Below are 19,453 nucleotides of genomic sequence, written 5' to 3' on the forward strand. Positions count from 1 at the left end.
GAATGAACCCAAGGGCTGGCCGTGAGGCTGGCCCTTTTTTGTGGGCGGGGAACCAGGGCGCTGTATGCAAAATTTTGCGGCAGTCTGTGTCTGACCCGGCCTGGGGATCTGCCCTAGCATCGTCCCTGTCCACCGAGGAACCGACGATGAGCGAGATTGCAACAGACCTTGATATCCCGGGCCTGAGCCCACGATGCCTGACGCCCCAGGACCTTGAACTGATCTGCCGCCATCGCCAGGCGATGTTTCTCGATGCGGGCAAGGACCTCTGCACCTTGCAAGTGATGACCGAGCACTTTCGCCCCTGGTTGCGTGAACGCCTGGAGGACGGCCGCTACTACGGCTTCGCCCTGCTGGACGGGGAGCAGAGCGTGGCCAGCATCGGCCTGATGAGCATCGACTGGCCGCCTCACCCTTCCCATCCGACCCAGGATCAACGCGGCTACGTACTCAACGTCTACGTCGAACCGGCCTACCGGCGCCGCGGCCTGGCGTCGGCGCTGATGCAACTGGCGGAGGCCGAGTTCAGCCAGCGCGGGCTGGGCTTTGCCGTGCTGCATGCGACCGAGGCCGGCAGGCCGCTGTATCAGGGGCTGGGTTGGGCGGCCACCAGTGAGATGGCGAAGGTGTTGGAAGCTTGAGTGAGCGGCTCCGGGTCATGGATCACACACAAGAAAAAGAATGGCCTGACTGGATATCAGGACTCCGGTCATTGGAGTAGCAACGCCAGGTTCTTAATCTCCAAGGCGTCACCGAAAACATTCCAGCGCCTGCTCTGCGCAGAATTGCAAAGGAGATGAATCATGCTCCTTACTGAAAAAGAATTATTGGCACGCGATGCCAAGCGCAATATCGGCCAAGAGCTTCTGGAAGCGGTCATCGATGTCAAAGCCGGCCGGCCTGGCCATCCCCATAGCATGCCGATCACCAAGGCCGCCGAAGCGCGCGGTAAAACCGGGTTGTCGCAACCCAGATTTGCCCAACTGCTTGGCGTGTCGGTAAGGACCCTTCAAGAGTGGGAGCAAGGTCGGCGCTCGCCTTGCGGAGCTGCCCGCTCATTGCTGCACATCGCAATGCTCAGGCCCGATGTATTTCGTGAGGTGCTGGCACAGCCTCTGTAGCCTCTACCGCAGGCTGCGACAAGAACCGAAGGGCCTTCGGCGTCTGGAAGATCGCTGCGACCGCTATGCCTGGGCGGCATACTACCTGGCAGCGATGGGCAAGGCGCTGTCGTTGCCGTGGCCTATCGATTCGGTGCGTTGCACATCAAGTTCGTAGGTAGCTACCAGCAGTACGACGCCATTGAGGCCGACAGCCTAGGCATGGAGTAACCCACATGAACATCCGCCCTATCCACACCGACCAGGACTACCGCGCAGCGCTGAAAAGCGTCTCGCCGCTGTTCGACAACGAACCGCAGCCCGGGACGCCTGAAGGCGCCTGCTTCGATGTCATGATCACCCTGATCGAGGCGTACGAAGCCAAGCAGTTTCCCTTGGACCTGCCCAACCCGATCGAGGCGATCAAGTTCCGCATGGAACAGTCCGGGTTATCCGTCGCGGACCTGGTGCCCGCCATCGGCCGCACCAACCGTGTGTACGAAGTGCTCAATGGCAAACGGGCACTGACCCTGCCAATGATCTGGAAACTGAATCAGCTGTTCGGTATCCCCGCGCACAGCCTGATCAAGCCCGCCAAGCCTTCCTGAGGCAGGCCGGGACCGCTACGACGCCTGCCACTGCCCCGCCCGCTGGCGATTGTCCATCAGCTCATCCAGGGCGTCGCAGTTCTCGTCGGCCCAGCCATACAGCGCGCGCAACGGCTCGACAAAACGCCAGCCCAGGGGCGTCAGCGAGTACTCCACCATCGGCGGCATCACCTGCATCACCGTGCGCGCCACCAGGCCGTCGCGCTCCAGCTCACGCAAGGTCTGGGTCAGCATCTTCTGCGAGATGCCCGGCATGCTGCGCTGCAATTGCCCGGTGCGCAGGGCACCAAAACTCAGGCAGTAGAGGACCATGGACGTCCATTTGGTCGACAGCAGCGCGTGGATCCGCCGGGGTGGACAGGTCTCCTCGACCACCAGCGGACCGGTGACGGGAATGTGGGTGAGATCGCTCATGGGTACTTCCAGGTGTCTAGGGCACTAAAAAGTGCCTGATTTACAGCCGGGCACTGGCTGCCAATAATTCTAACCAAGCCAGGGGCGATCACCGCCCCAACATTGATTCGAGGTTTGAACATGCCCTTGCCCTCCACCATGCGCGCCCTGGTGCTGCACGACTACGCCAGCGGCCAGCTCACTGAACAGCAACTGCCGGTACCCAGCCCCGGCCCGGGTGAGGTGCTGGTGCGTGTAGTCGCCAGTGGGGTCAATCCGATCGACTACAAGATCCGCACCGGCAAGGCGCCTTACGCCATGCCCGAGCTGCCGGCCATCATCGGTACCGATCTGGCAGGGGTGGTCGAGGCCGTAGGCCCCGGTGTCCACCTGTTCACCGTCGGCGATGAAGTCTACGGCCTCACTGGTGGTGTACGCGGCTTGCCAGGCTCCCTGGCAGAGTACGTGGCCGTCGATGCCCAGCTGCTGGCCCACAAGCCGCGCAACATCAGCCTGCGCCAGGCGGCAGCGATGCCCCTGGTGTTCCTCACCGCCTGGGAAGGCCTGGTGGATCGGGCCCGAGTCGGCGCCGGCCACAAGGTGCTGGTGCACGGTGGTGCCGGCGGCGTGGGCCATGCGGCGGTGCAGATTGCCCGCGCCCTGGGGGCCGAGGTATTCGCCACGGTCTCGGCGGGCAAGCAGGGCATCGTCGAGGGCTATGGCGCCACAGCCATCGACTACCGCAGCTGCAGCGTCGCGGACTATGTGGCCGCCCATACCGGCGGCGAAGGCTTTGACGTGATCTACGACACCGTGGGCGGCGCCAGCCTGGACGCCTCCTTCGAGGCCATTGCGCCCTACGGCCATATCGCCAGTTGCGCAGCCTTTGGCCAACACTCCCTGGCCGGCGGCTCGCTGCGCTGCATGACCTTGTCCGGGGTGTTTGTGCTGCTGCCGATGCTCAGTGGCAAGGGCCGCGCCCATCATGGTGAAATTCTCAAGGCCGCGGCGCAGATGGTGGAGCAGGGCCAGTTCATCCCCCTGCTGGACGAGCAGCGCTACAGCCTGGCCGAGGCTCACGCCGCCCACGATGCCGTGCAGCAAGGCCAGGTGCTGGGCAAGGTGGTGATCGACATTGCCTGAAGCAGGCAGGCGAGGCGCAGCGCCGGGCAACAAGACCGATCCAGGGCTTGAGTCTGCCCCTGGGTAAAGGCCCAGGATGCCTCCCTCCTCCACACAACAAGGACGCGCCATGCTCACCATCGGACAAATGGCCCGCTGCCACGGCCTCACCACCAAGACCTTGCGTCACTATGACAGTATCGGCCTGTTCACTCCGGCCCTCACCGGCCGGGACAACGGCTACCGCTACTACAGCCCGGAACAGATCGTGCCCCTGGGTCGCATCGTCTGGCTGCGGCAGTTGGGCATGTCCCTGGAAGACATCCGTCGACTCGCGGACCAGGGCGGCCTGGACAGCGTGCTGCACATGCAGCAGTCGCTGCAGGAGCATGCCCGGCAGCTGGAAAGTGAGATTGCCCGCAGCCAGAAAGTGCTGGGCCACCTGCAACGCTACCTGGCCCAGCCACAGCGCCAGATTCCTGCCGCGCAGACACCGCAGAAGGTGTTCCTGGCCCGGCAACGGTTCATCGGCATGGCCTGGCAGCAGGATGACCCGGGCTCCATCGCCGAGCTCTGGCAACGCTTCGAACCCCGGGAACAGGAAATCCAGCGCCTGGCCGAGCCGGTGGGCACCTACGGCATCTGCCAGCCCCTGGAAGACGGCCAGTGGCGCTATGTGGCCGGCTTGCCAGTAGCCGACGACGCGCCCCTGGTGCCCGGAATGATCGAGCTCGACATCCCCGCCCGCCACTACGCCCGGGTCGAGCATCACGGCACCGTGGCCACCCTGCCGGAAACCTATCGCGCCGCTTACAGCGAATGGCTGCCTGCCGCCGGGCTGATGCCGATCGAAGCGGTGGAATTCGAATACACCGGCGAGCGTTTCCTGGGGCCCATGCACCCGGACAGCGTGGTGGAACTGTACATCCCGCTCAAGGCCTGAAATATCCGCAAGGCGGGCTGCCCCGCAGGCAACCGCTGGTCTGGCGCTGCCTTTGCAGCGCGGCCTGTCAGCAAAAGTGCCTCGGATACCGCTATGCTCTGCAGCCATTCCCAGGTTACCGAGCGAAGGCCCGATGAGTTTCCAGGCAGGTGTGTTGAACCAGATACCCGGCATCCGTCATGAGTTTTTGACCCTTGGCGCTGCCCTGCCGGCCAACCTGTTCTTCTGCTCGCAGGTCCACAGTGGCGAGGTGGTGCACGCCAGTACCACCCTGCCCAGCGGGATCATTCGCGGCGATGCGGTCCTCACCCATTCCAGCCGGCCCATCGCGGTGGTCACCGCCGACTGCCTGCCGTTGCTGATCAGCAGCGACGACGGTTCCTGGGTCGCGGCGGTGCACGGCGGCTGGAAAGGCCTGCATGGCGGGATCATCGCCAATGTGCTGCAACACTTCGCCAGCAAGGGCATCACCCCACGGCAATTGCGGGTGGCCATCGGCCCGTCGATCAAGCCCTGCTGCTATGAAGTCAGCGCCGACTTCATCGACACCCTGTCCGCCACTCAGGACCCGCAGTGGCCGGTCGCACAGGCACCCTGGAGCCGTAAGCAACCGGCCCCGCTGCTACCGCCGCAGATTCCGCCACCGCAACCGACCCAGGCCGATTCCCTGTGGTTCGACCTAAGCCGCTATGCCGTGCACTTGCTGCACGCCGCTGGCATCAATGATCAACAGATCGAAATCAGCGAGCTGTGCACCTACTGCTCGACCCCGGCCCTGGCCAGCTATCGTCGACGCGGGCACCGGGGTGAAGCCAAGGCCTTCCAGTATTCGTGGATCGGCCGCACATGAGCCTCGAGAGTGCACTACTCCCAACCTCCCTGAGCGACCTGGAAACCCTGGTCCAGATGCGCATCGCGGCCATGCGCGAAAGCCTTGAGCGCCTGGGGCGCTTCGATCCGCAGCGGGCCCGGGAGCGTTTTGCCGCAAGCTTCGCGGCCGAACGCTGCCACTTCATCCTCAGTGACGGACAGCCCGCGGGCTTTATCCAGAGCCAATCACACGGCGATCATCTGCGCCTGCAGCACCTGTACGTCCTACCGCAATTCCAAGGGCGGGGCCTCGGCGCCAAGGCCCTGGAGCCACTTTTGGAACGCTCCGCCAACGAGCAACTACCCATCCACCTGGATGCGTTGCGCGGGAGTGACTCGAATCGTTTTTATCGACGCCTGGGTTTTGTTCAGGTGGGTGAAAGTGAATGGGATATTCACTACATTCGGCCGGCGGATCCGCCCCGGGCCTGAACCCGGTTCCGGTCGGCCACCGCGACCATGCTGGTTCTTGGCCAACAACCTGAGCTAACGTTGCCTCCTCCCCTTCAGACCCAACCCAAGGAGTGCCCGTGTCTGACAACCTCTATGCCCCGCCCCAGGCGGATCTGGTCGCCCCCTCGCCCGAGACAGCACAACAGCCGTTCTACGTGGTGTCCAGGGCCAAGTTCCTGACCCTGTACATCCTCACCTTCGGCATCTACCAGGTGTACTGGGCCTACAAGAACTGGCACCAGTTCAGGCACGCCAGCGGCCAGGAACTGTGGCCGGTGGCCCGGGCCTTCTTCGCGATCTTCTTCACTCATGCGCTGTACCGCGAAGCCGATGCAACGCTCAAGCGCGACGGCCGCAGCCATGACTGGCGGCCCGGTGAACTGGCAACCCTGTTTGTGGTGGGGGTGATCATCAACAACGTGGTGGACGCCCTGTCGCGCAAGAACATCGGCTACCCGGTGACCGACATTGCCAGCCTGGCGCTGCTGCCGGTAATGGCGTGGATCACCTGGCTCGGCCAGCGCGGCCTGAATGCCGCCGCGGGAGATCCCGAAGGCCGCAGCAACGCCCGTTTCACACCGCTGAACTATGTGTTCATCGTGCTCGGGGCGGTGCTGCTGGCCCTGGCGTGCATCGGGGTGATGCTGCCGCCGGAGTGAGCCGCAGACTCAGGCGCTGACGTAGACCCAGGCCTGGATACCGGAGGCCAGCTTCACGCTGACCCGCTGGTAGTCCGAGACTTCATAGCTGTCGGCAGCGGCCAGTTCTTCAGGAGTGATGCGAAACACCGTCCCGGCAATCGGTGCGCTGTCGGGACGGCCCGGGCGCAGGATCGGGTGATGGGTCTTGCCACTGGCGGCCAGCACCTGGGGATCGGTGATCTCGACCCAGTGCTGGTCGTAGCCGAGCATGGCGTCGGCGCTGCCACTCAACTCGCGGCCAAAGTTGGCGATCTGCACCGCCTTGTCCTGCAGGGTGCCGTAGGAAAACAGATAAACCGTTGCGTCTGTTGCCGCACTCATTCGTCACATCCTTAACCATGCTGATCGGCTTCAGCGGTTGATTTTCAAACCCTGCCGTTCGGCATGGCGCTCCAGCGCCAGCTCGATCAGGCGGCTGACCAGCTCGCTGTAAGTCATGCCGGCAGCCTGCCAGAGTTTGGGGTACATGCTGATCCGGGTGAACCCCGGCAGCGAGTTGATTTCGTTGATCAGAACTTCACCGTCCGCGGTCAGGAACACATCGACCCGGGCCAGCCCGGAGCAACCCAGCACCTGGAACGCCTCGACGGCCAGGGTGCGGATCCGCTCGCGGTGTTCATCGCTGATGTCCGCCGGCACCACCACCTGCGCCGCCTGGTCATCGATGTACTTGCTGTCGTAGGAATAGAAGCCGTTGCCGACCACGATTTCGCCACAACCGCTGGCAATCGGCTGATCGTTGCCCAACACCGCACATTCGATTTCCCGACCGCTGATGGCCGACTCCACCAGCACCTTGTGGTCATAGTCCAGGGCCAGGGCCACGGCGGTCCGGTATTGAGCCTCGTTGTCGACCTTGCTCACCCCCACCGACGAGCCCTGGTTGGCCGGCTTGATGAACAGCGGCAGGCCGAGTTTTTCCACCGCCTGGGCAAAGCTCGTACGCGACGCCGTGGCCCGGTTCAGCGTGATGAAAGGGGTCACCGCCAGCCCGGCATCGCGCAGCAGGCGCTTGCTGATGTCCTTGTCCATGCACACCGCCGAGCCCAGCACATCCGAGCCCACGAACGGCAGGTCAGCCATGCGCAGCAAGCCTTGCAGGCAGCCATCCTCGCCGAGGGTGCCGTGGACGATGGGGAAGATCACATCGACGTGCCCGAGCAATTCCTGGCTGGAAGTTTCCACCAGTTGCTGGCTGGCCTTGCCCGGCACCACCGCCAGCTCGCGGTTGGACTGGTTGAGGGCGATCAGCGCCGGGTTTTCCTGGTTGATCAGGAAGTTCGAGGTGTCGTTGAGGTGCCAGTGCCCCTGTTTGTCGATACCGATCAGCACCGGCTCGAAACGCATGCGATCCAGGGCATCGACGATATTGCGCGCCGACTGCAGCGACACTTCGTGTTCGGCCGAACGGCCACCAAAAATAATCCCGACCCGCAACTTGCTCATGACTGGTTTCCGTTGAAAAAAATGGTCTCTGGTTAGGCGTGGCCCGCAGGCGTCACTTCGGGCTGTAGCGCAGGTGGATCAGCGCCACCCGCTCCTGCTGCTTGTCCTGGCGCTCCTCGATGGCGAACGGCACGAACCCCAGCTTCGGATAGAACAGCAACCCCGCCACATTGCTGTTGAAGCAGGACAGGGTGACATCGCTGGCCTGATGCTTGCTGCGGGCGAGGTAGATCATCTGCCCGATCAACTGCGCCCCCAGGCCCACGCTGCGCACCTGGGGATCGACGATGACGTTGCCGATGGTGCAGGTGCCACCCTGCTCCCAGCGATAGAAGTTGGCAAAGCCCACTACCTGACCGTCACGCTCGATCACCGTCGAGTCGCTGCGCTGGGCGATGGAGTCGCGCAACTGCTCGTGGGTCAGTGGCCAGGTGGCAGCGGGAAAGAAGAAATACAACTCCTGGGGATTGCCCACGAAACTGCAGATCCGCGGAATGTCCGCCTCTGCCACCGGGCGAAAAACAACAGCCATGTTCAGTCTCCTGATACGGGGACGGGTCGTCCTTGTTGGGGGGCGGATACTGGCCGGCGCAAGGCACCGGCCGTTCAGCGATTGGCCAGCAGATGCCCGCCGAACAGCACATAGCAACCACCGGCCAGGCGGTCCAGCCAGCGCCGGGCCCGGGCATAGAACCCGGCCACCCGGCTGCTGGCGAAAAACAGCGCCACGCAGCAGTACCAGGACAGCGACAGGCCGGCCATGGTCAGCACCGCCAGCCCCAGTAGCAGAGGTGGCGGGGAGGCCGGCATCGAAGTGGCAAAAATGGTGGCCACGAACAGCGCCGACTTGGGGTTGGTCATGTTGCCGAGAAAGCCCAGCCGGTAGGCCGAGAACAGGCTGCGCGCAGCATGGCTCGCGCCATCGGTGGTCGGGGCCTCCAGGGCCGGTTTGCACTTGAACTGCTTGAGCCCCAGGTAGATCAGGTAACAGCCACCGGCAACCTTGAACAACACGAACAGCGCCGGCGCCGCGCTGAACAGCGATTTGATGCCCAAGCCTCCCGCCAGCCCCCAGAGCACGGTGCCGCTGGCCACCCCCAGGGCGGCGAACAGGCCATGGCGCCGCGAACAGCCCGCCGCCAGTTGTGCAGTGGTGAAAAAGTTCGGCCCGGGGGTGATCACCGCCACGCTCCAGAGCAGGGCCAGCGACAACAACGGGGCGAGGTAAACCAGGTGTGAGGCGTACATGGGAACAGATGGCCATGAAGAGGGTCCGGGGGAACGACGCTACTCCACTCGCGCCTGCCCAGGCAACCGCCGATTGGCCTCGCAACCCGGCTCAGGCCGCAAGCCGTCGTGCAGCGCCGGCCCCCTCCTGCAAGCCGCCCTTCTTCCGGCAGAACCGCTACGGCGTAGAACCGAGGGGCAAGACAGCCAGCGCGCCCCTGAGTTAACGTACGGCCCTTGGTTTCATCCATCAGGACCGTTCCATGGCCAAACCCCCAGCTGTCACCGACTGGGTTCACCGCGCACCAGCCGCCCGGGGCCTGGAACGCATCGAGGCGTTTTTCGCCGGCCACGGCTATGACATGCACCGCCATGACACCTACGCCATCGGCCACACCTTGCAGGGCGTGCAGAGCTTCCAGTACCGCGGCGGCTGGCGCCACAGCCTGCCGGGCGGGACCATGGTCCTGCACCCCGACGAAGCCCACGATGGCGAGGCTGGCACCCAGCAGGGCTTCCACTACCGCATGCTGTATGTCGAGCCGGCGCTGATCCAGCAGATCCTCGGCGGCCAGCCCCTGCCCTTCATCACCGGCGGCCTGTCCAATGACCCGCGGCTGTTCGCCGCTACCCAGACCCTGCTGCGCAGTGTCGACAGCCCCCTGGACCCGCTGGAACAGGAAGACGCTCTGTTCGACCTGGCTCACGCCCTGAACGCTGCCTGCGGGGTGGTCCGGCCTCGGCAGCGCTACGATTACGTAGCCGCCGAACGTGCCCGGGAGTACATCCACGGCGCCCTGGACCGGACCCTCACCCTGGACGAACTGGCGGCCCACAGTGAACGGGACCGCTGGAGCCTGTCGCGGGATTTTCGCCTGCTGTTCGGCACCAGTCCCTATCGCTACCTGAGCATGCGCCGCCTGGACCTGGTTCGGGCGCTGCTGGTGCAGGGCCAGCCCCTGGCCAACGCAGCGCTGATGGCCGGGTTTGCCGACCAGAGCCACATGACCCGGCAGTTTCGCCAGGCCTACGGCCTGCCGCCGGCGCGCTGGCTGAAAATGCTCCACCGCTGAACCACGCACAATCGTTCAAGAACCCGGCGCCGCGGCTGTTTACCCTCAGTGCTCTTTCATCACTGATGTGGACCGCACCATGCAGAACCCCACCGCCGCTACCGCCCAACGCACGTTCCAGAGCATCAACTTCGCCCACAAGCTCAGCCTGTTCAGCGAGCACTGGACGCCCAAGGTGATCGCCGAAATGAACGATTACCAGTTCAAGATCTCCAGGCTGCAGGGCGAATTCGTCTGGCACGCCCACGCCGATACCGATGAAACCTTCATCGTCCTCGATGGCCTGCTGCACATCGACTTTCGCGACGGCCGGGTGTCCATCGCCAGCGGCGAGATGTTCGTGGTGCCCAAGGGCGTCGAGCACAAGCCCTGGGCCGAACAGGAGGTCAAGCTGCTGCTGATCGAGCCCAAGGGCGTACTCAATACCGGCGACCAGGGAGGCGAACGCACCGCCCAGAACGATGTCTGGATCTGATCCTCGGCCTTGAACCTGCGAGGCGGAAAGGGAGTTTCTGCCTCAACGAGCCTGTCAGGCACGGCGAAAAACCATGGATCGACTACGCTTGGCCGACCGGCGGTCTGTCAAAACCCTGCGCCAAGCGAAAAAGCAGGGGTAGAGTAGCGCCCTGATTTTTCTGTGCGATGGCTCTATTGCAGGGACTGCAGCCAGTCCCAGCCTTTGAAGACGCCCGAAGCGCGTCCATTAACCGTTGCGACCCTTGATCCCTGAATGCCCACTCCGCACCAAGACTGCCTAGCTCCCAGCCTGCTCCAGGAACTGCGTACCGGCACCGCGACCTTGCACGTGGCCCTGGAAAAACGCCTGCCGTTCTTCTCCGAACACTTCGATGCCGCCTACTACCGGCGGCTGATCCAGGCCTATTACGGCTTCTATCAGCCCCTGGAGGCGGCCCTGCTGGGCTGCGGCCTGATTCCTCCGGGCTACGATCCGCCCCAGCGCTTCAAGACTCCGGCCCTGAGCGGCGACCTGCAGGCCCTGGGGCTCAATGCCGCCAGCATCCGCACCCTGCCCCTTTGCCCGCAACTACCGGCGCTGGACAGCGCCGGCGCCTGCCTGGGGACCCTCTACGTGCTGGAAGGCGCAACCCTGGGCGGGCAGATCCTGCGCCGTGAAATGGCCCGGCGCCTGGACCTCGACGCGAACAACGGCGGCGCCTTCCTGGATGTCTACGGCGCCGCCACCGGCCGGCGCTGGAAGGACTTTCTCGACTACCTGGGGCGCATGCCCGAGGATGCGAGCGCGCGACAACAGGTAGTCAGCGCCGCGCAATCCACATTTGCCTGTTTCGAGCACTGGCTCGATAGCCGCGAGGTGCTGCTATGACCCCATCGGATTCCCAAGACTTCGAACAGCTGCTGGCCAATTGCGCCAATGAGCCTATCCGCTCCCCCGGGGCGATCCAGCCCCATGGCGTGCTGCTGACCCTGTCCGAGCCTTCGCTGTGCATCCAGCAGATCAGTGCCAACGTCGAGGCCCTGCTGGGCCGGGTCGCCGAGCAGGTCCTCGGCCAGCCGCTCGAGTTCCTGCTGGGGGATGCCCAGGGCCGGCGCATTCGCGAAGTGCTGCAGTTGGACCGGCTGTTCGACCCCCCCCCCTTGCAGCTGTCACTCAATGGCACGCAGTTCGAGGGTTTGCTGCACCGTCATCAGGGCGTACTGGTGCTGGAACTGGAAATCCAGCCCGAGCCCCTGCACGCCCAGCCGAGCGCGAACCTCGGGCGCCTGCTGCGACGCCTGCAAGCGGCCAGGACCCTGCACGAGCTGTACGCCATCAGCGTGACCGAGATCCAGGCCATGACCGGCTATGACCGGGTGCTGATCTACCGCTTCGAAGAGGAAGGCCACGGCCAGGTGATCGCCGAAGCCACCCGCCCGAGCATGGAGGTGTTCAACGGCCTGTTCTTCCCCGCCTCGGACATTCCCCAACAGGCCCGCGAGCTGTACCGCAGCAACTGGCTGCGGATCATCCCCAACGCCGACTACCAGCCGGTGCCGTTGCTGCCGACCCTGCGCCCGGACACCGGACAGGCCCTGGACCTGAGCTTCGCCACCCTGCGCAGCGTGTCGCCGATCCACTGCCAGTACATGAAGAACATGGGCGTGCTGTCATCCATGAGCATTTCCCTGCTCAAGGACGACCAGCTCTGGGGCCTGATCAGTTGCGGCAACCGCCAGCCGCTGCTGGTGCCCCATGAACTGCGCATGGCCTGCCAGACCCTGGGCCAGGTGCTGTCGCTGCAGATCAGCGCCATGGAGGCCCTGGACATCAGCCGCCAGCGAGAGGAAAAGATCAGCGCCCTGGCCGAGCTCAACCAGGCCATGGACGCCGCACCGGGCAGCGTCTTCGAGACCCTGGCGCAGGTGCCCCGACAATTGCTCGAACTGACCCAGGCCGGTGGCGTGGCCATTATCGAAGACAAGCAGTTGCACTGCTTCGGCCACTGCCCGCCCGCCGATGACATCCGCGCCCTGCACCACTGGCTGCAAGCGAGCGGGCAGCCGGTGTTCGCCAGCCACCAGCTGGCCAGCGTCTATCCACCGGCCGCGAGTTATCAACAGGTGGCCAGCGGTGTCCTGGCCATGAGCCTGCCCAAGCCTGTGGATAACGGTGTGCTGTGGTTCCGCCCGGAAGTGAAGGAGAGCATCAACTGGAGCGGCAACCCGCAAAAACCCCTGGACCTGGAAAACTCCGAGGCCGGCCTGCGCCTGCGGCCGCGGACCTCGTTCGAGATCTGGAAGGTGGAAATGGCCGGAATCTCCGCCAAGTGGAGCCATGGCGAGCGCTTTGCCGCCAACGACCTGCGCCGCTCGGCCCTGGAGCGCGACCTGGCACGCCAGGTACTGCGCGAACAGCAGGCGGTGCATGCACGGGACGAACTGGTGGCGGTGGTGTCCCACGACCTGCGCAACCCCATGACCGTGATCTCCATGCTCTGCGGCATGATGCAGAAAGCCTTCAGTTCCGATGGCCCCCACACCTCGCGGCGGATTGCCTCGGCCATCGACACCATGCAACAGGCCGCCAGCCGCATGAACACCCTGCTCGAAGACCTGCTGGACACCTCGAAGATCGAGGCCGGGCGCTACCAGATCACTCCGCAGTTGCTCGACGTCAGCCAGATCTTCGAAGAGGCCTACTCACTGCTGGCGCCCCTGGCCCTGGACAAGTCCATCGACATCCGCTTCGACGCCGAGCCGGACCTGATGATCGATGCCGACCCCGAGCGCCTGTTCCAGGTGCTGTCGAACCTGGTAGGCAATGCCATCAAGTTCACCCCCAAACAGGGCCAGGTCAGCATACTAGCGAGCTCCGATGGCGAGCAGATCGTGTTCAGCGTGCGCGACTCCGGCGAAGGCATAGCCGAAGACCAACTGCCGCATATTTTCGATCGCTACTGGACTCTCAAGGAAGGCAACCCCAACGGCACCGGCCTGGGCCTGTACATCAGCCGCGGCATCGTCGAGGCCCATGGCGGCACGATCGAGGCCTTCAGTGAGCTGGGCACAGGCAGCGAGTTCCGCTTCAGCGTGCCCCGCGCCAACCGCTGACCCACACCCCCGGGATGCTCTTCAGCGGCCCGGGGTTTCTTCAGCACAGCGAGCCACCAGCCAATCGCGGAACAGCTGGCCACTGGCAGACAGGCGTCGGTGCCGCAGGTGCACCAGGAAATCCGCCTGACCGGTGTGGAACGCCCATTCGCCAACCCGCTGCAACTCGCCCTGGGCCACCCCTTCGCTGGCCATGAAATCCCAACCCAGCCCCACCCCCATGCCCTGCTGCACGGCGCTGTAGGTCAGGGTCAACTGGTTGAACCCCAGAGCCCCGGGCGGCGCGCTGTATTCCAGGCCGAAATGCCGGAACCAGTCCCGCCAGTCAATGCAGTTCCATCCCGAGGCATCCAGCTGGATCAGGGGCAGCTCGCTCAATTGCCCGAGGTCATCGACCCGTGGCAGTTCCAGGTGCCGGCTGGCGATGGGGTAGACGATCTCGGCGAACACTGGCACCACCGCCAGGGATGACCACTGCCCCGCGCCGTAGAGAATGCCGAAGTCATGCTCGGCCACGCTGGACTCGTCCATGTCGTTGTTGGCATGGATGCTCACGGTGATGTCCGGATGCTGCTTGTTGAATGCCAGCAACCGCGGAAACAGCCAGAACTGCGCCACCGCATGGGTGCATTGCACGGTGATGGTCTTGGCATCACGTCCGGCCCGCAGGCGGCTGACACTGCGCAGCAAGGCCTCGAGCTGGGTGCTGACCTCGGCGAACAACGAGGCACCGCTGGGGGTGAGTTTGACCCCCCGGGCCTGGCGCTCGAACAGCTCGGTCTTGAGCGACAGTTCCAGGGCGCGGATCTGCTTGCTGACCGCGCTCTGGGTCAGGCACAGCTCGGTAGCGGCCCGGGTGAAGCTGGCGTTGCGCCCCACTGCTTCGAAGGTCACCAGGGTTTCCAGTGGTGGCAGGTGGCGCGCGTAACGACTCATCAGGCATTCCCTGGAAGAATAGGTAGGTGCCTATATATCCTTTGTCCACTCGGTCAGCAATGGCTAGCCTGCGCACCTTGATGAATGGTTGCGAGTGTGTGGATGAAACGCGGAGTTGCTTATGCGGCCCTGGCCGGTGCGGTCTGGGGCCTGGCCATTGTGGTGCCCAGCCTGTTGCCGGAGTTCAGCCCGCTGATGCTCAGCTGCGCCCGCTTCAGCCTGTACGGTGCATTCTCCCTGCTCCTGGCTGCGCCCCAGGCCCGGGAGCTGCTGCAGCGCCTGAGCTGGGGCGATGCGGCGCTGCTGCTGAAGCTGTCCCTGACCGGCAACCTGATCTATTTCATGCTCCTGGCCAGCGCCATCCAGTGGGCCGGCGTGGCCAGTACCGCACTGATCGTCGGCCTGTTGCCGCTGACCATCACCCTGGCCGGACGCGGCGATGCCGACGCCGTGCCGTTGCGCCACCTGCGCTGGCCCCTGCTGCTGGTGTTCATCGGTATCTGCTGCATCAACCTGGACACCCTGCTCACGGCCCCGAGTGGCTCGAGTGAACTCGGCCAGCGCGCCCTGGGCCTGCTCTGCGCCTTTGGCGCCTTGCTGTGCTGGACCTGGTTTGCCACCGACAACGCCCGCTACCTCAAGCGCAGCCGCTTCAACAGCGCCCAGTGGTCGACCCTGTGGGGCATCAGCACCGGCCTGATCAGTGCCGTGGTCTGGCTGCTGGCTGCCGGCCTGGCCCTGCCGGGCACCCAGGCCGAGGCCAGCGATCAGCGCTGGACGCTGTTCTGGGGCCTGAGCCTGTGCAGCGCGGTGCTGGGCTCCTGGTTCGGCAATCGCATGTGGAACGCCTCGACCCGGCGCTTGCCACTGACCCTGAGCGGTCAGTTGATCGTGTTCGAGACCCTGTTCGCCCTGCTCTACGGGTTCATCAGCCTGCAGCACCTGCCCAGCCTGCTGCAGGGCTGCGCCGCGCTGCTGTTGCTGGCCGGGGTGCTGTGGGCGGTGCGCCGCCACCTGCCGCAAGCCCACGGCTAGGCACCTCAACCCTGGGCTGCGGAACAGGCCGGCAAGGCCGCCGAAGCGCGGGGCAGGCGCAGCGCCAGCAGGGCCCCGAGCAAGGCCAGCAGGGCACTGGCGGCGGTGGCGATCTCGATGCCATAGGCCTGGTTGCCGGTGGGGCTCAGGGTATTGGCCAGGGACACCAGCAGCGCCAGGCCCAGGGCCCCGCCGATCTGCTGACTGGTGGAAGCCACGCCCGCCGCCACCCCTTGCTCGGAAGCCGCGATGCCCTGCCCGGCCGAGACCCACATCGAGGTCCAGGTCATGCCCTGGCCGATGCTCATGATCACGATTCCCGGCAGCAGGCCGACAAACCCGCTGCTACCGGGCAGGGCCAGGTACATCATGCCAATGCCCACGGCGCCGGCCAGCAGGCCGCTGACCAGGGTCGCCCGCAGGCCGAAGCGCAACAGCGCCCGTTCCGCCACCCAGATGCCCAGGGTGCAGAGCAGGGTTGAGGGCAGGAACGCCAGGCCGCTCTGCAATACGCTGAACTGGTAGACCTGCTGGAAGTACAGGCTGAGAAAGTAGTACTGCACGCCGAAGCTGCTCATGAACAGCGCGGTAATCAGCATGGCCATGCGCAGCTGTGGATAACCCAGCAGGCGCAGCGGCATCAGCGGATCGCGGCTGCATTGCTCAAGCAGGACAAACAGCCCGAGCAACCCCAGGGACACCCCCAGGCAACCCAGGGTCGCCGGTGCGCTCCAGCCCCATTCAGGGCCCTGGACGATCGAGAACACCAGCAGGGTGCCGCCCAAGGTCACGGTCAGCGCACCACGCAGATCGAACGGGCGCCCACGCTGGCGCGCCGGGTCGGCGGGAATCCAGCGTCGGGCCAACAGCGCACAGGCACCGGCCAGCGGCACGTTGACCAGGAACACCGCTTCCCAGCCCCAGTACTGGGTCAGCACGCCACCCAGCAAGGCCCCCAGGGCCAACCCCGCCGCCGAGGCCGCGCTCCACACGGCGAAGGCACGATTACGTGCCGGGCCTTCGGCGTAGTAGGTGTTGATCAGGGCCAGGGTCGCCGGGAACAGCATCGCCCCGCCGACGCCTTGCACCGCCCGGGCCAGCACCAGCAGCAAGGCGCTGCCGCCCAGCCCGCCGGCCAGCGAGGCCAGGGCGTACAGCGCCTGGCCGACAATGTAGAAACGCCGCTTGCCCAACAGGTCTGCCGCGCGCCCACCCAGCAGCAGGAAGCCACCGAAGGCGACACTGTAGGCACTGACCACCCATTGCAGTTGCTGGGCAGAGAAGCCCAGGCGGGTGCCGATTTCCGGCAGGGCGACAAACACGATAGTGGCGTCCAGGGCGATGATCAGTTGGGCAGTGGCCAGCAGGAGCAGCATCCAGCCTGAAGGCTTGGCGGAGAGGGACGCGGACATCGCGAAAATCCTTGTAGGAAATAACTGGCGGCCAGTTTCATCGATGCGCTTTAAATGATAAACACGCCACTGTCTCTTTCAGTAATGACTTTAATCATGGATCTGAACGCCGTTCGCCTGCTGGTCAGGGTGGCCGAAACCCGCAGTTTCACCCGCGCGGCTGGGGACCTGGGGTTGACCCAGTCCGGCCTGTCCCGGGCCATTTCCCGGCTTGAACAGCAGTTGGGCGTGCGCCTGCTGCAGCGCAATACCCGCAGCGTCAGCCTGACCCCGGACGGCCAGGTGCTGGTGGAACGGGCCGGGCCCTTGCTGGCCGAACTGGCCCACACCGAGAACCTGCTGCTCGATCGCCGAGATTCCCCTCGCGGAGTGTTGAAGATCAGTACGCCGTCGCTGTTCGGGCGCAAGGTGGTGATGCCGGTGATAGGCCAACTGATGGGCCAGTACCCCGAGCTGAGCATCGAGGCGGTGATGACCGACCGGGTGGTGGACATCATCGACGAAGGCTTCGATGCCGTGGTGCGCACCGGAGTGATCCAGGACCAGCGCCTGATCGCCCGTACCCTGGCGCCGCTGCGCTGGGTCACGGTGGCGGCGCCGGCCTACCTGCAGCGCCATGGCACACCGCAGCGGCTGACGGACCTGCAGCGGCACAACTGCCTGGCGGTGCGCAACCTGCGCAGCGGCCGGCTGGTGGACTGGCAGTTCATGGACCAGGGCAAGCCCCTGGACCTGGCGGTCCAGGGCCGCTTGATCTTCGACATTGGCGACGCCCTGGTGGACGCGGTGCTGGGCGGCTACGGCATTGCCCAGTTGATGGAGTTTGCCGTGCGCGACGCCCTCGACGACGGCCGCCTGCAGCCGGTACTGCAGGCCCATGACGGGCGCTGCCGGGAGCTGTCCCTGGTCTATCCGCCGTCGCGCCAGTGCTCGCCTAAGCTCACTGCCTTCGCCGACGCCCTGGGCCAGGTCAGCTGGTAGCCGGGCCCGAATCGGACGGCACGCCTTGGGCTTGCGGCTCCTGGGTCACGCTCAGCACCAGGGGCCGGGCAATCCGCAGGTAGTCCTGGGTATCGAGCACCATGGAGGCATCCAGGCGCCCGGCATTAAAGGCGATCTCGGCGTAGCGCGAGGGCAGGTGCGGGTCGACGATCAGGGTGATGCGCTGATCGAAACTCAAGGGCGGGATGGCACCGATGACACAGCCCGTGAGCTCCCTGGCCAGGTCTGCAGGCACCAGTTGCGCCTTCTTGCCCCCCAGGGCCGCGCCGACCTTTTTCATGTCCAGTCGCTGATCCCCGGAGAGAATCACCAGCCCATACACCTCATCCGCGCCCTTGAGGCTACAGAGCATGGCCTTGGCCCCCTGCCCCGGCTCGGTGCCGCGAATCTCGGCCACCCGCGCCGACTGCCCTTCGGCCGGGTGCAGGATCACCCGGTAGCTCGCCTGGTGGCTGTCCAACAGGCTCACCAGACGCTGAAAAACTTCATCCATGTTCGGTCCTTGAAAGAAAGGGCGGGAGCTGATTCAAGCATCCGGCGGCAATGCTGACCAGTGGCCCCCGAGAGAAAACGACAGCGGCACCCGCTGCACCAGAAAATCGATAAACACCCGTACCCGGGACGGCAGGTGGCCGCCCTGGCCCACATAGAGCGCGTAGAAACTTTCCACCGGTGCCTGATTGAACGACTCGAGTACCGGTACCAGGCGCCCCGCCGTCAGATCATCGGCAATGGTGAAGGCCGCCAGTTGCGCCAGCCCGACGCCGTGCAGCGCCAGGTGGCGCAAGGCTTCACCATCACTGGCCTGAACCCGCCCGTTGGGCTGCACCACCGAACCCTGGCCCTCAGCCCCCAGGCGCCATCCCGGCAAGGCCCGGGCATAGTCGAAGCCGAGCAGATGATGCCGAGCCAGATCGCCTGGCACCTGGGGCGTGCCGCAGCGGGCCAGATAAGCCGGAGAGGCGACAATGATGCCGCGGGTTTGCCCCAGCTTGCGGGCCACCAGTTGCGAGTCCGTCAGGGGGCCGGTGCGGATCGCCACATCGATCTGCTGCTCCAGCAGATCCACCAGCGCATCGCTGTGGACCAGGTCCAGGGACACCGCCGGGTACAGTTCGAGGAAGTCCGCCAGCAAAGGCGCCAGCACATGCAGGCCGAAGGACGCACTGGTGTTGACCCGTACCCGGCCAATGGGCGAGCGGCCACTGCTGGCCTCACCTTCCACCTCACGCAGATCCGCCAGCAGGCGCACGCTGTTCTCGTAAAACCCCCGGCCCTCGGGAGTCAGCTGCAACTGCCGAGTGGAGCGATTGAGCAGCCGCACACCCAAGCGCGCTTCGAGCCTGGCCAAGAGCTTGCTCACCGAGGACGGGGTCACCTGTCGCTGCCGCGCGGCGGCCGACAGGCCACCGCATTCGATCACCTGAACGAAGGTTTCCATTTCCGCGAACCGATTGATTTCACTGCCCGCCATATGAACTCAACTCACAAATGCTGTGCCGGCAGGCAGTCTATTTCACTCAGGTTCACGACTCTATGCTGGCGTTCCTTCATTTCGAGGT

Annotated in this window: 23 protein-coding genes and 2 pseudogenes; 16 read left to right on the plus strand and 9 right to left on the minus strand. The window is 65.0% G+C overall.

The genetic code is table 11. From position 1 onward, the window contains the following. The first annotated feature begins 146 nt into the window (after window positions 1-146). From ACZ5BO_RS29450 to ACZ5BO_RS29470, 5 genes and pseudogenes are all read left to right on the plus strand, one after another. The gene (locus ACZ5BO_RS29450) at window positions 147-641 is read left to right on the plus strand and encodes a GNAT family N-acetyltransferase (protein ID WP_464697225.1); all 495 of its coding nucleotides are present in this window, start codon (window positions 147-149) and stop codon (window positions 639-641) included. Window positions 642-803: 162 nt separating this feature from the next. Further along, on the plus strand, window positions 804-1,121 hold the full coding sequence (locus tag ACZ5BO_RS29455) for a helix-turn-helix domain-containing protein (protein WP_464697227.1): 318 nt from the start codon (window positions 804-806) through the stop codon (window positions 1,119-1,121). Beyond that, window positions 1,087-1,200: pseudogene (locus ACZ5BO_RS29460) on the plus strand (hypothetical protein); the annotation flags it as partial. The gene ACZ5BO_RS29455 and the pseudogene ACZ5BO_RS29460, both read left to right, overlap by 35 nt. 29 nt (window positions 1,201-1,229) lie before the next feature. Beyond that, a pseudogene (locus tag ACZ5BO_RS29465) lies at window positions 1,230-1,331 on the plus strand (type II toxin-antitoxin system HigB family toxin); the annotation flags it as partial. 5 nt (window positions 1,332-1,336) lie between these two features. Then, window positions 1,337-1,708 carry a helix-turn-helix domain-containing protein gene (locus ACZ5BO_RS29470; protein WP_464697228.1) on the plus strand — a complete coding sequence of 124 codons (372 nt, stop codon included), beginning with the start codon at window positions 1,337-1,339 and terminating at the stop codon, window positions 1,706-1,708. 15 nt (window positions 1,709-1,723) lie between these two features. Here ACZ5BO_RS29470 and ACZ5BO_RS29475 read toward each other — a convergent pair whose 3' ends face one another. After that, window positions 1,724-2,122 (minus strand): winged helix-turn-helix transcriptional regulator, encoded by a 399-nt coding sequence (locus ACZ5BO_RS29475; RefSeq protein ID WP_464697229.1) that lies wholly within the window; start codon window positions 2,120-2,122, stop codon window positions 1,724-1,726. Window positions 2,123-2,242: 120 nt separating this feature from the next. On the opposite strand from ACZ5BO_RS29475, the gene ACZ5BO_RS29480 reads away from it, so the two are divergent. The 5 genes from ACZ5BO_RS29480 (at window position 2,243) to ACZ5BO_RS29500 (ending at window position 6,148) form a co-directional block, all read left to right on the plus strand. Continuing rightward, the gene (locus ACZ5BO_RS29480) at window positions 2,243-3,244 is read left to right on the plus strand and encodes a zinc-dependent alcohol dehydrogenase family protein (RefSeq protein WP_464697230.1); all 1,002 of its coding nucleotides are present in this window, start codon (window positions 2,243-2,245) and stop codon (window positions 3,242-3,244) included. 109 nt (window positions 3,245-3,353) lie between these two features. Further along, on the plus strand, window positions 3,354-4,166 hold the full coding sequence (locus tag ACZ5BO_RS29485) for a MerR family transcriptional regulator (protein ID WP_464697232.1): 813 nt from the start codon (window positions 3,354-3,356) through the stop codon (window positions 4,164-4,166). 133 nt (window positions 4,167-4,299) lie between these two features. Continuing rightward, a complete protein-coding gene (locus ACZ5BO_RS29490; protein WP_464697233.1) occupies window positions 4,300-5,016 on the plus strand; it encodes a purine nucleoside phosphorylase YfiH/LACC1 family protein in 717 nt (238 codons plus the stop codon). After that, the gene (locus ACZ5BO_RS29495) at window positions 5,013-5,468 is read left to right on the plus strand and encodes a GNAT family N-acetyltransferase (protein WP_464697234.1); all 456 of its coding nucleotides are present in this window, start codon (window positions 5,013-5,015) and stop codon (window positions 5,466-5,468) included. The genes ACZ5BO_RS29490 and ACZ5BO_RS29495 overlap by 4 nt, the downstream gene beginning before the upstream one ends. Before the next feature lie 98 nt (window positions 5,469-5,566). Next, complete coding sequence (locus ACZ5BO_RS29500; RefSeq protein ID WP_025131802.1) at window positions 5,567-6,148, plus strand: membrane protein; 582 nt, start codon at window positions 5,567-5,569, stop codon at window positions 6,146-6,148. Between the two features lie 9 nt (window positions 6,149-6,157). Here the strand turns inward: ACZ5BO_RS29500 and ACZ5BO_RS29505 are convergent, their stop codons facing one another. The 4 genes from ACZ5BO_RS29505 to ACZ5BO_RS29520 all read right to left on the minus strand — a co-directional run bounded on the left by ACZ5BO_RS29505 (window position 6,158) and on the right by ACZ5BO_RS29520 (window position 8,884). Next, window positions 6,158-6,511 (minus strand): gamma-glutamylcyclotransferase family protein, encoded by a 354-nt coding sequence (locus ACZ5BO_RS29505; protein ID WP_025131801.1) that lies wholly within the window; start codon window positions 6,509-6,511, stop codon window positions 6,158-6,160. Window positions 6,512-6,541: 30 nt separating this feature from the next. After that, window positions 6,542-7,636 carry a D-alanine--D-alanine ligase gene (ddlA, locus tag ACZ5BO_RS29510; protein WP_464697235.1) on the minus strand — a complete coding sequence of 365 codons (1,095 nt, stop codon included), beginning with the start codon at window positions 7,634-7,636 and terminating at the stop codon, window positions 6,542-6,544. Between the two features lie 52 nt (window positions 7,637-7,688). Further along, complete coding sequence (locus tag ACZ5BO_RS29515) at window positions 7,689-8,168, minus strand: GNAT family N-acetyltransferase (RefSeq protein ID WP_464697236.1); 480 nt, start codon at window positions 8,166-8,168, stop codon at window positions 7,689-7,691. A gap of 74 nt (window positions 8,169-8,242) precedes the next feature. Next, the gene (locus tag ACZ5BO_RS29520) at window positions 8,243-8,884 is read right to left on the minus strand and encodes a LysE family translocator (protein ID WP_464697237.1); all 642 of its coding nucleotides are present in this window, start codon (window positions 8,882-8,884) and stop codon (window positions 8,243-8,245) included. Between the two features lie 242 nt (window positions 8,885-9,126). Between ACZ5BO_RS29520 and ACZ5BO_RS29525 the strand changes: the two genes are divergently transcribed. The 4 genes from ACZ5BO_RS29525 to ACZ5BO_RS29540 all read left to right on the plus strand — a co-directional run bounded on the left by ACZ5BO_RS29525 (window position 9,127) and on the right by ACZ5BO_RS29540 (window position 13,506). Beyond that, window positions 9,127-9,936 (plus strand): AraC family transcriptional regulator, encoded by an 810-nt coding sequence (locus tag ACZ5BO_RS29525; protein ID WP_025131797.1) that lies wholly within the window; start codon window positions 9,127-9,129, stop codon window positions 9,934-9,936. A 79-nt stretch (window positions 9,937-10,015) separates the two neighbouring features. Further along, window positions 10,016-10,411, plus strand: a complete 396-nt coding sequence (locus ACZ5BO_RS29530; RefSeq protein ID WP_464697238.1) for a cupin domain-containing protein — start codon at window positions 10,016-10,018, stop codon at window positions 10,409-10,411. A 255-nt stretch (window positions 10,412-10,666) separates the two neighbouring features. After that, window positions 10,667-11,281 (plus strand): biliverdin-producing heme oxygenase, encoded by a 615-nt coding sequence (locus ACZ5BO_RS29535; RefSeq protein WP_464697239.1) that lies wholly within the window; start codon window positions 10,667-10,669, stop codon window positions 11,279-11,281. Then, on the plus strand, window positions 11,278-13,506 hold the full coding sequence (locus ACZ5BO_RS29540) for an ATP-binding protein (RefSeq protein ID WP_464697240.1): 2,229 nt from the start codon (window positions 11,278-11,280) through the stop codon (window positions 13,504-13,506). The genes ACZ5BO_RS29535 and ACZ5BO_RS29540 overlap by 4 nt, the downstream gene beginning before the upstream one ends. Before the next feature lie 21 nt (window positions 13,507-13,527). Here ACZ5BO_RS29540 and ACZ5BO_RS29545 read toward each other — a convergent pair whose 3' ends face one another. Beyond that, window positions 13,528-14,442, minus strand: a complete 915-nt coding sequence (locus ACZ5BO_RS29545; RefSeq protein ID WP_464697241.1) for a LysR substrate-binding domain-containing protein — start codon at window positions 14,440-14,442, stop codon at window positions 13,528-13,530. A gap of 102 nt (window positions 14,443-14,544) precedes the next feature. On the opposite strand from ACZ5BO_RS29545, the gene ACZ5BO_RS29550 reads away from it, so the two are divergent. Continuing rightward, on the plus strand, window positions 14,545-15,477 hold the full coding sequence (locus ACZ5BO_RS29550; protein WP_464697242.1) for a DMT family transporter: 933 nt from the start codon (window positions 14,545-14,547) through the stop codon (window positions 15,475-15,477). A 5-nt stretch (window positions 15,478-15,482) separates the two neighbouring features. On the opposite strand, the gene ACZ5BO_RS29555 is transcribed toward ACZ5BO_RS29550, so the two are convergent. Then, on the minus strand, window positions 15,483-16,889 hold the full coding sequence (locus ACZ5BO_RS29555) for an MFS transporter (protein ID WP_464697243.1): 1,407 nt from the start codon (window positions 16,887-16,889) through the stop codon (window positions 15,483-15,485). Window positions 16,890-16,985: 96 nt separating this feature from the next. Between ACZ5BO_RS29555 and ACZ5BO_RS29560 the strand changes: the two genes are divergently transcribed. Further along, on the plus strand, window positions 16,986-17,870 hold the full coding sequence (locus tag ACZ5BO_RS29560) for a LysR family transcriptional regulator (protein WP_464697244.1): 885 nt from the start codon (window positions 16,986-16,988) through the stop codon (window positions 17,868-17,870). On the opposite strand, the gene ACZ5BO_RS29565 is transcribed toward ACZ5BO_RS29560, so the two are convergent. Both ACZ5BO_RS29565 and ACZ5BO_RS29570 read right to left on the minus strand, forming a co-directional pair. Further along, the gene (locus ACZ5BO_RS29565; RefSeq protein ID WP_464697245.1) at window positions 17,860-18,384 is read right to left on the minus strand and encodes a YbaK/prolyl-tRNA synthetase associated domain-containing protein; all 525 of its coding nucleotides are present in this window, start codon (window positions 18,382-18,384) and stop codon (window positions 17,860-17,862) included. The genes ACZ5BO_RS29560 and ACZ5BO_RS29565 overlap by 11 nt on opposite strands. Before the next feature lie 33 nt (window positions 18,385-18,417). Further along, window positions 18,418-19,365 (minus strand): LysR family transcriptional regulator, encoded by a 948-nt coding sequence (locus ACZ5BO_RS29570; RefSeq protein WP_464697246.1) that lies wholly within the window; start codon window positions 19,363-19,365, stop codon window positions 18,418-18,420. Between the last annotated feature and the right edge of the window lie 88 nt (window positions 19,366-19,453).

The organism is Pseudomonas sp. FFPRI_1, assembly GCF_055384485.1.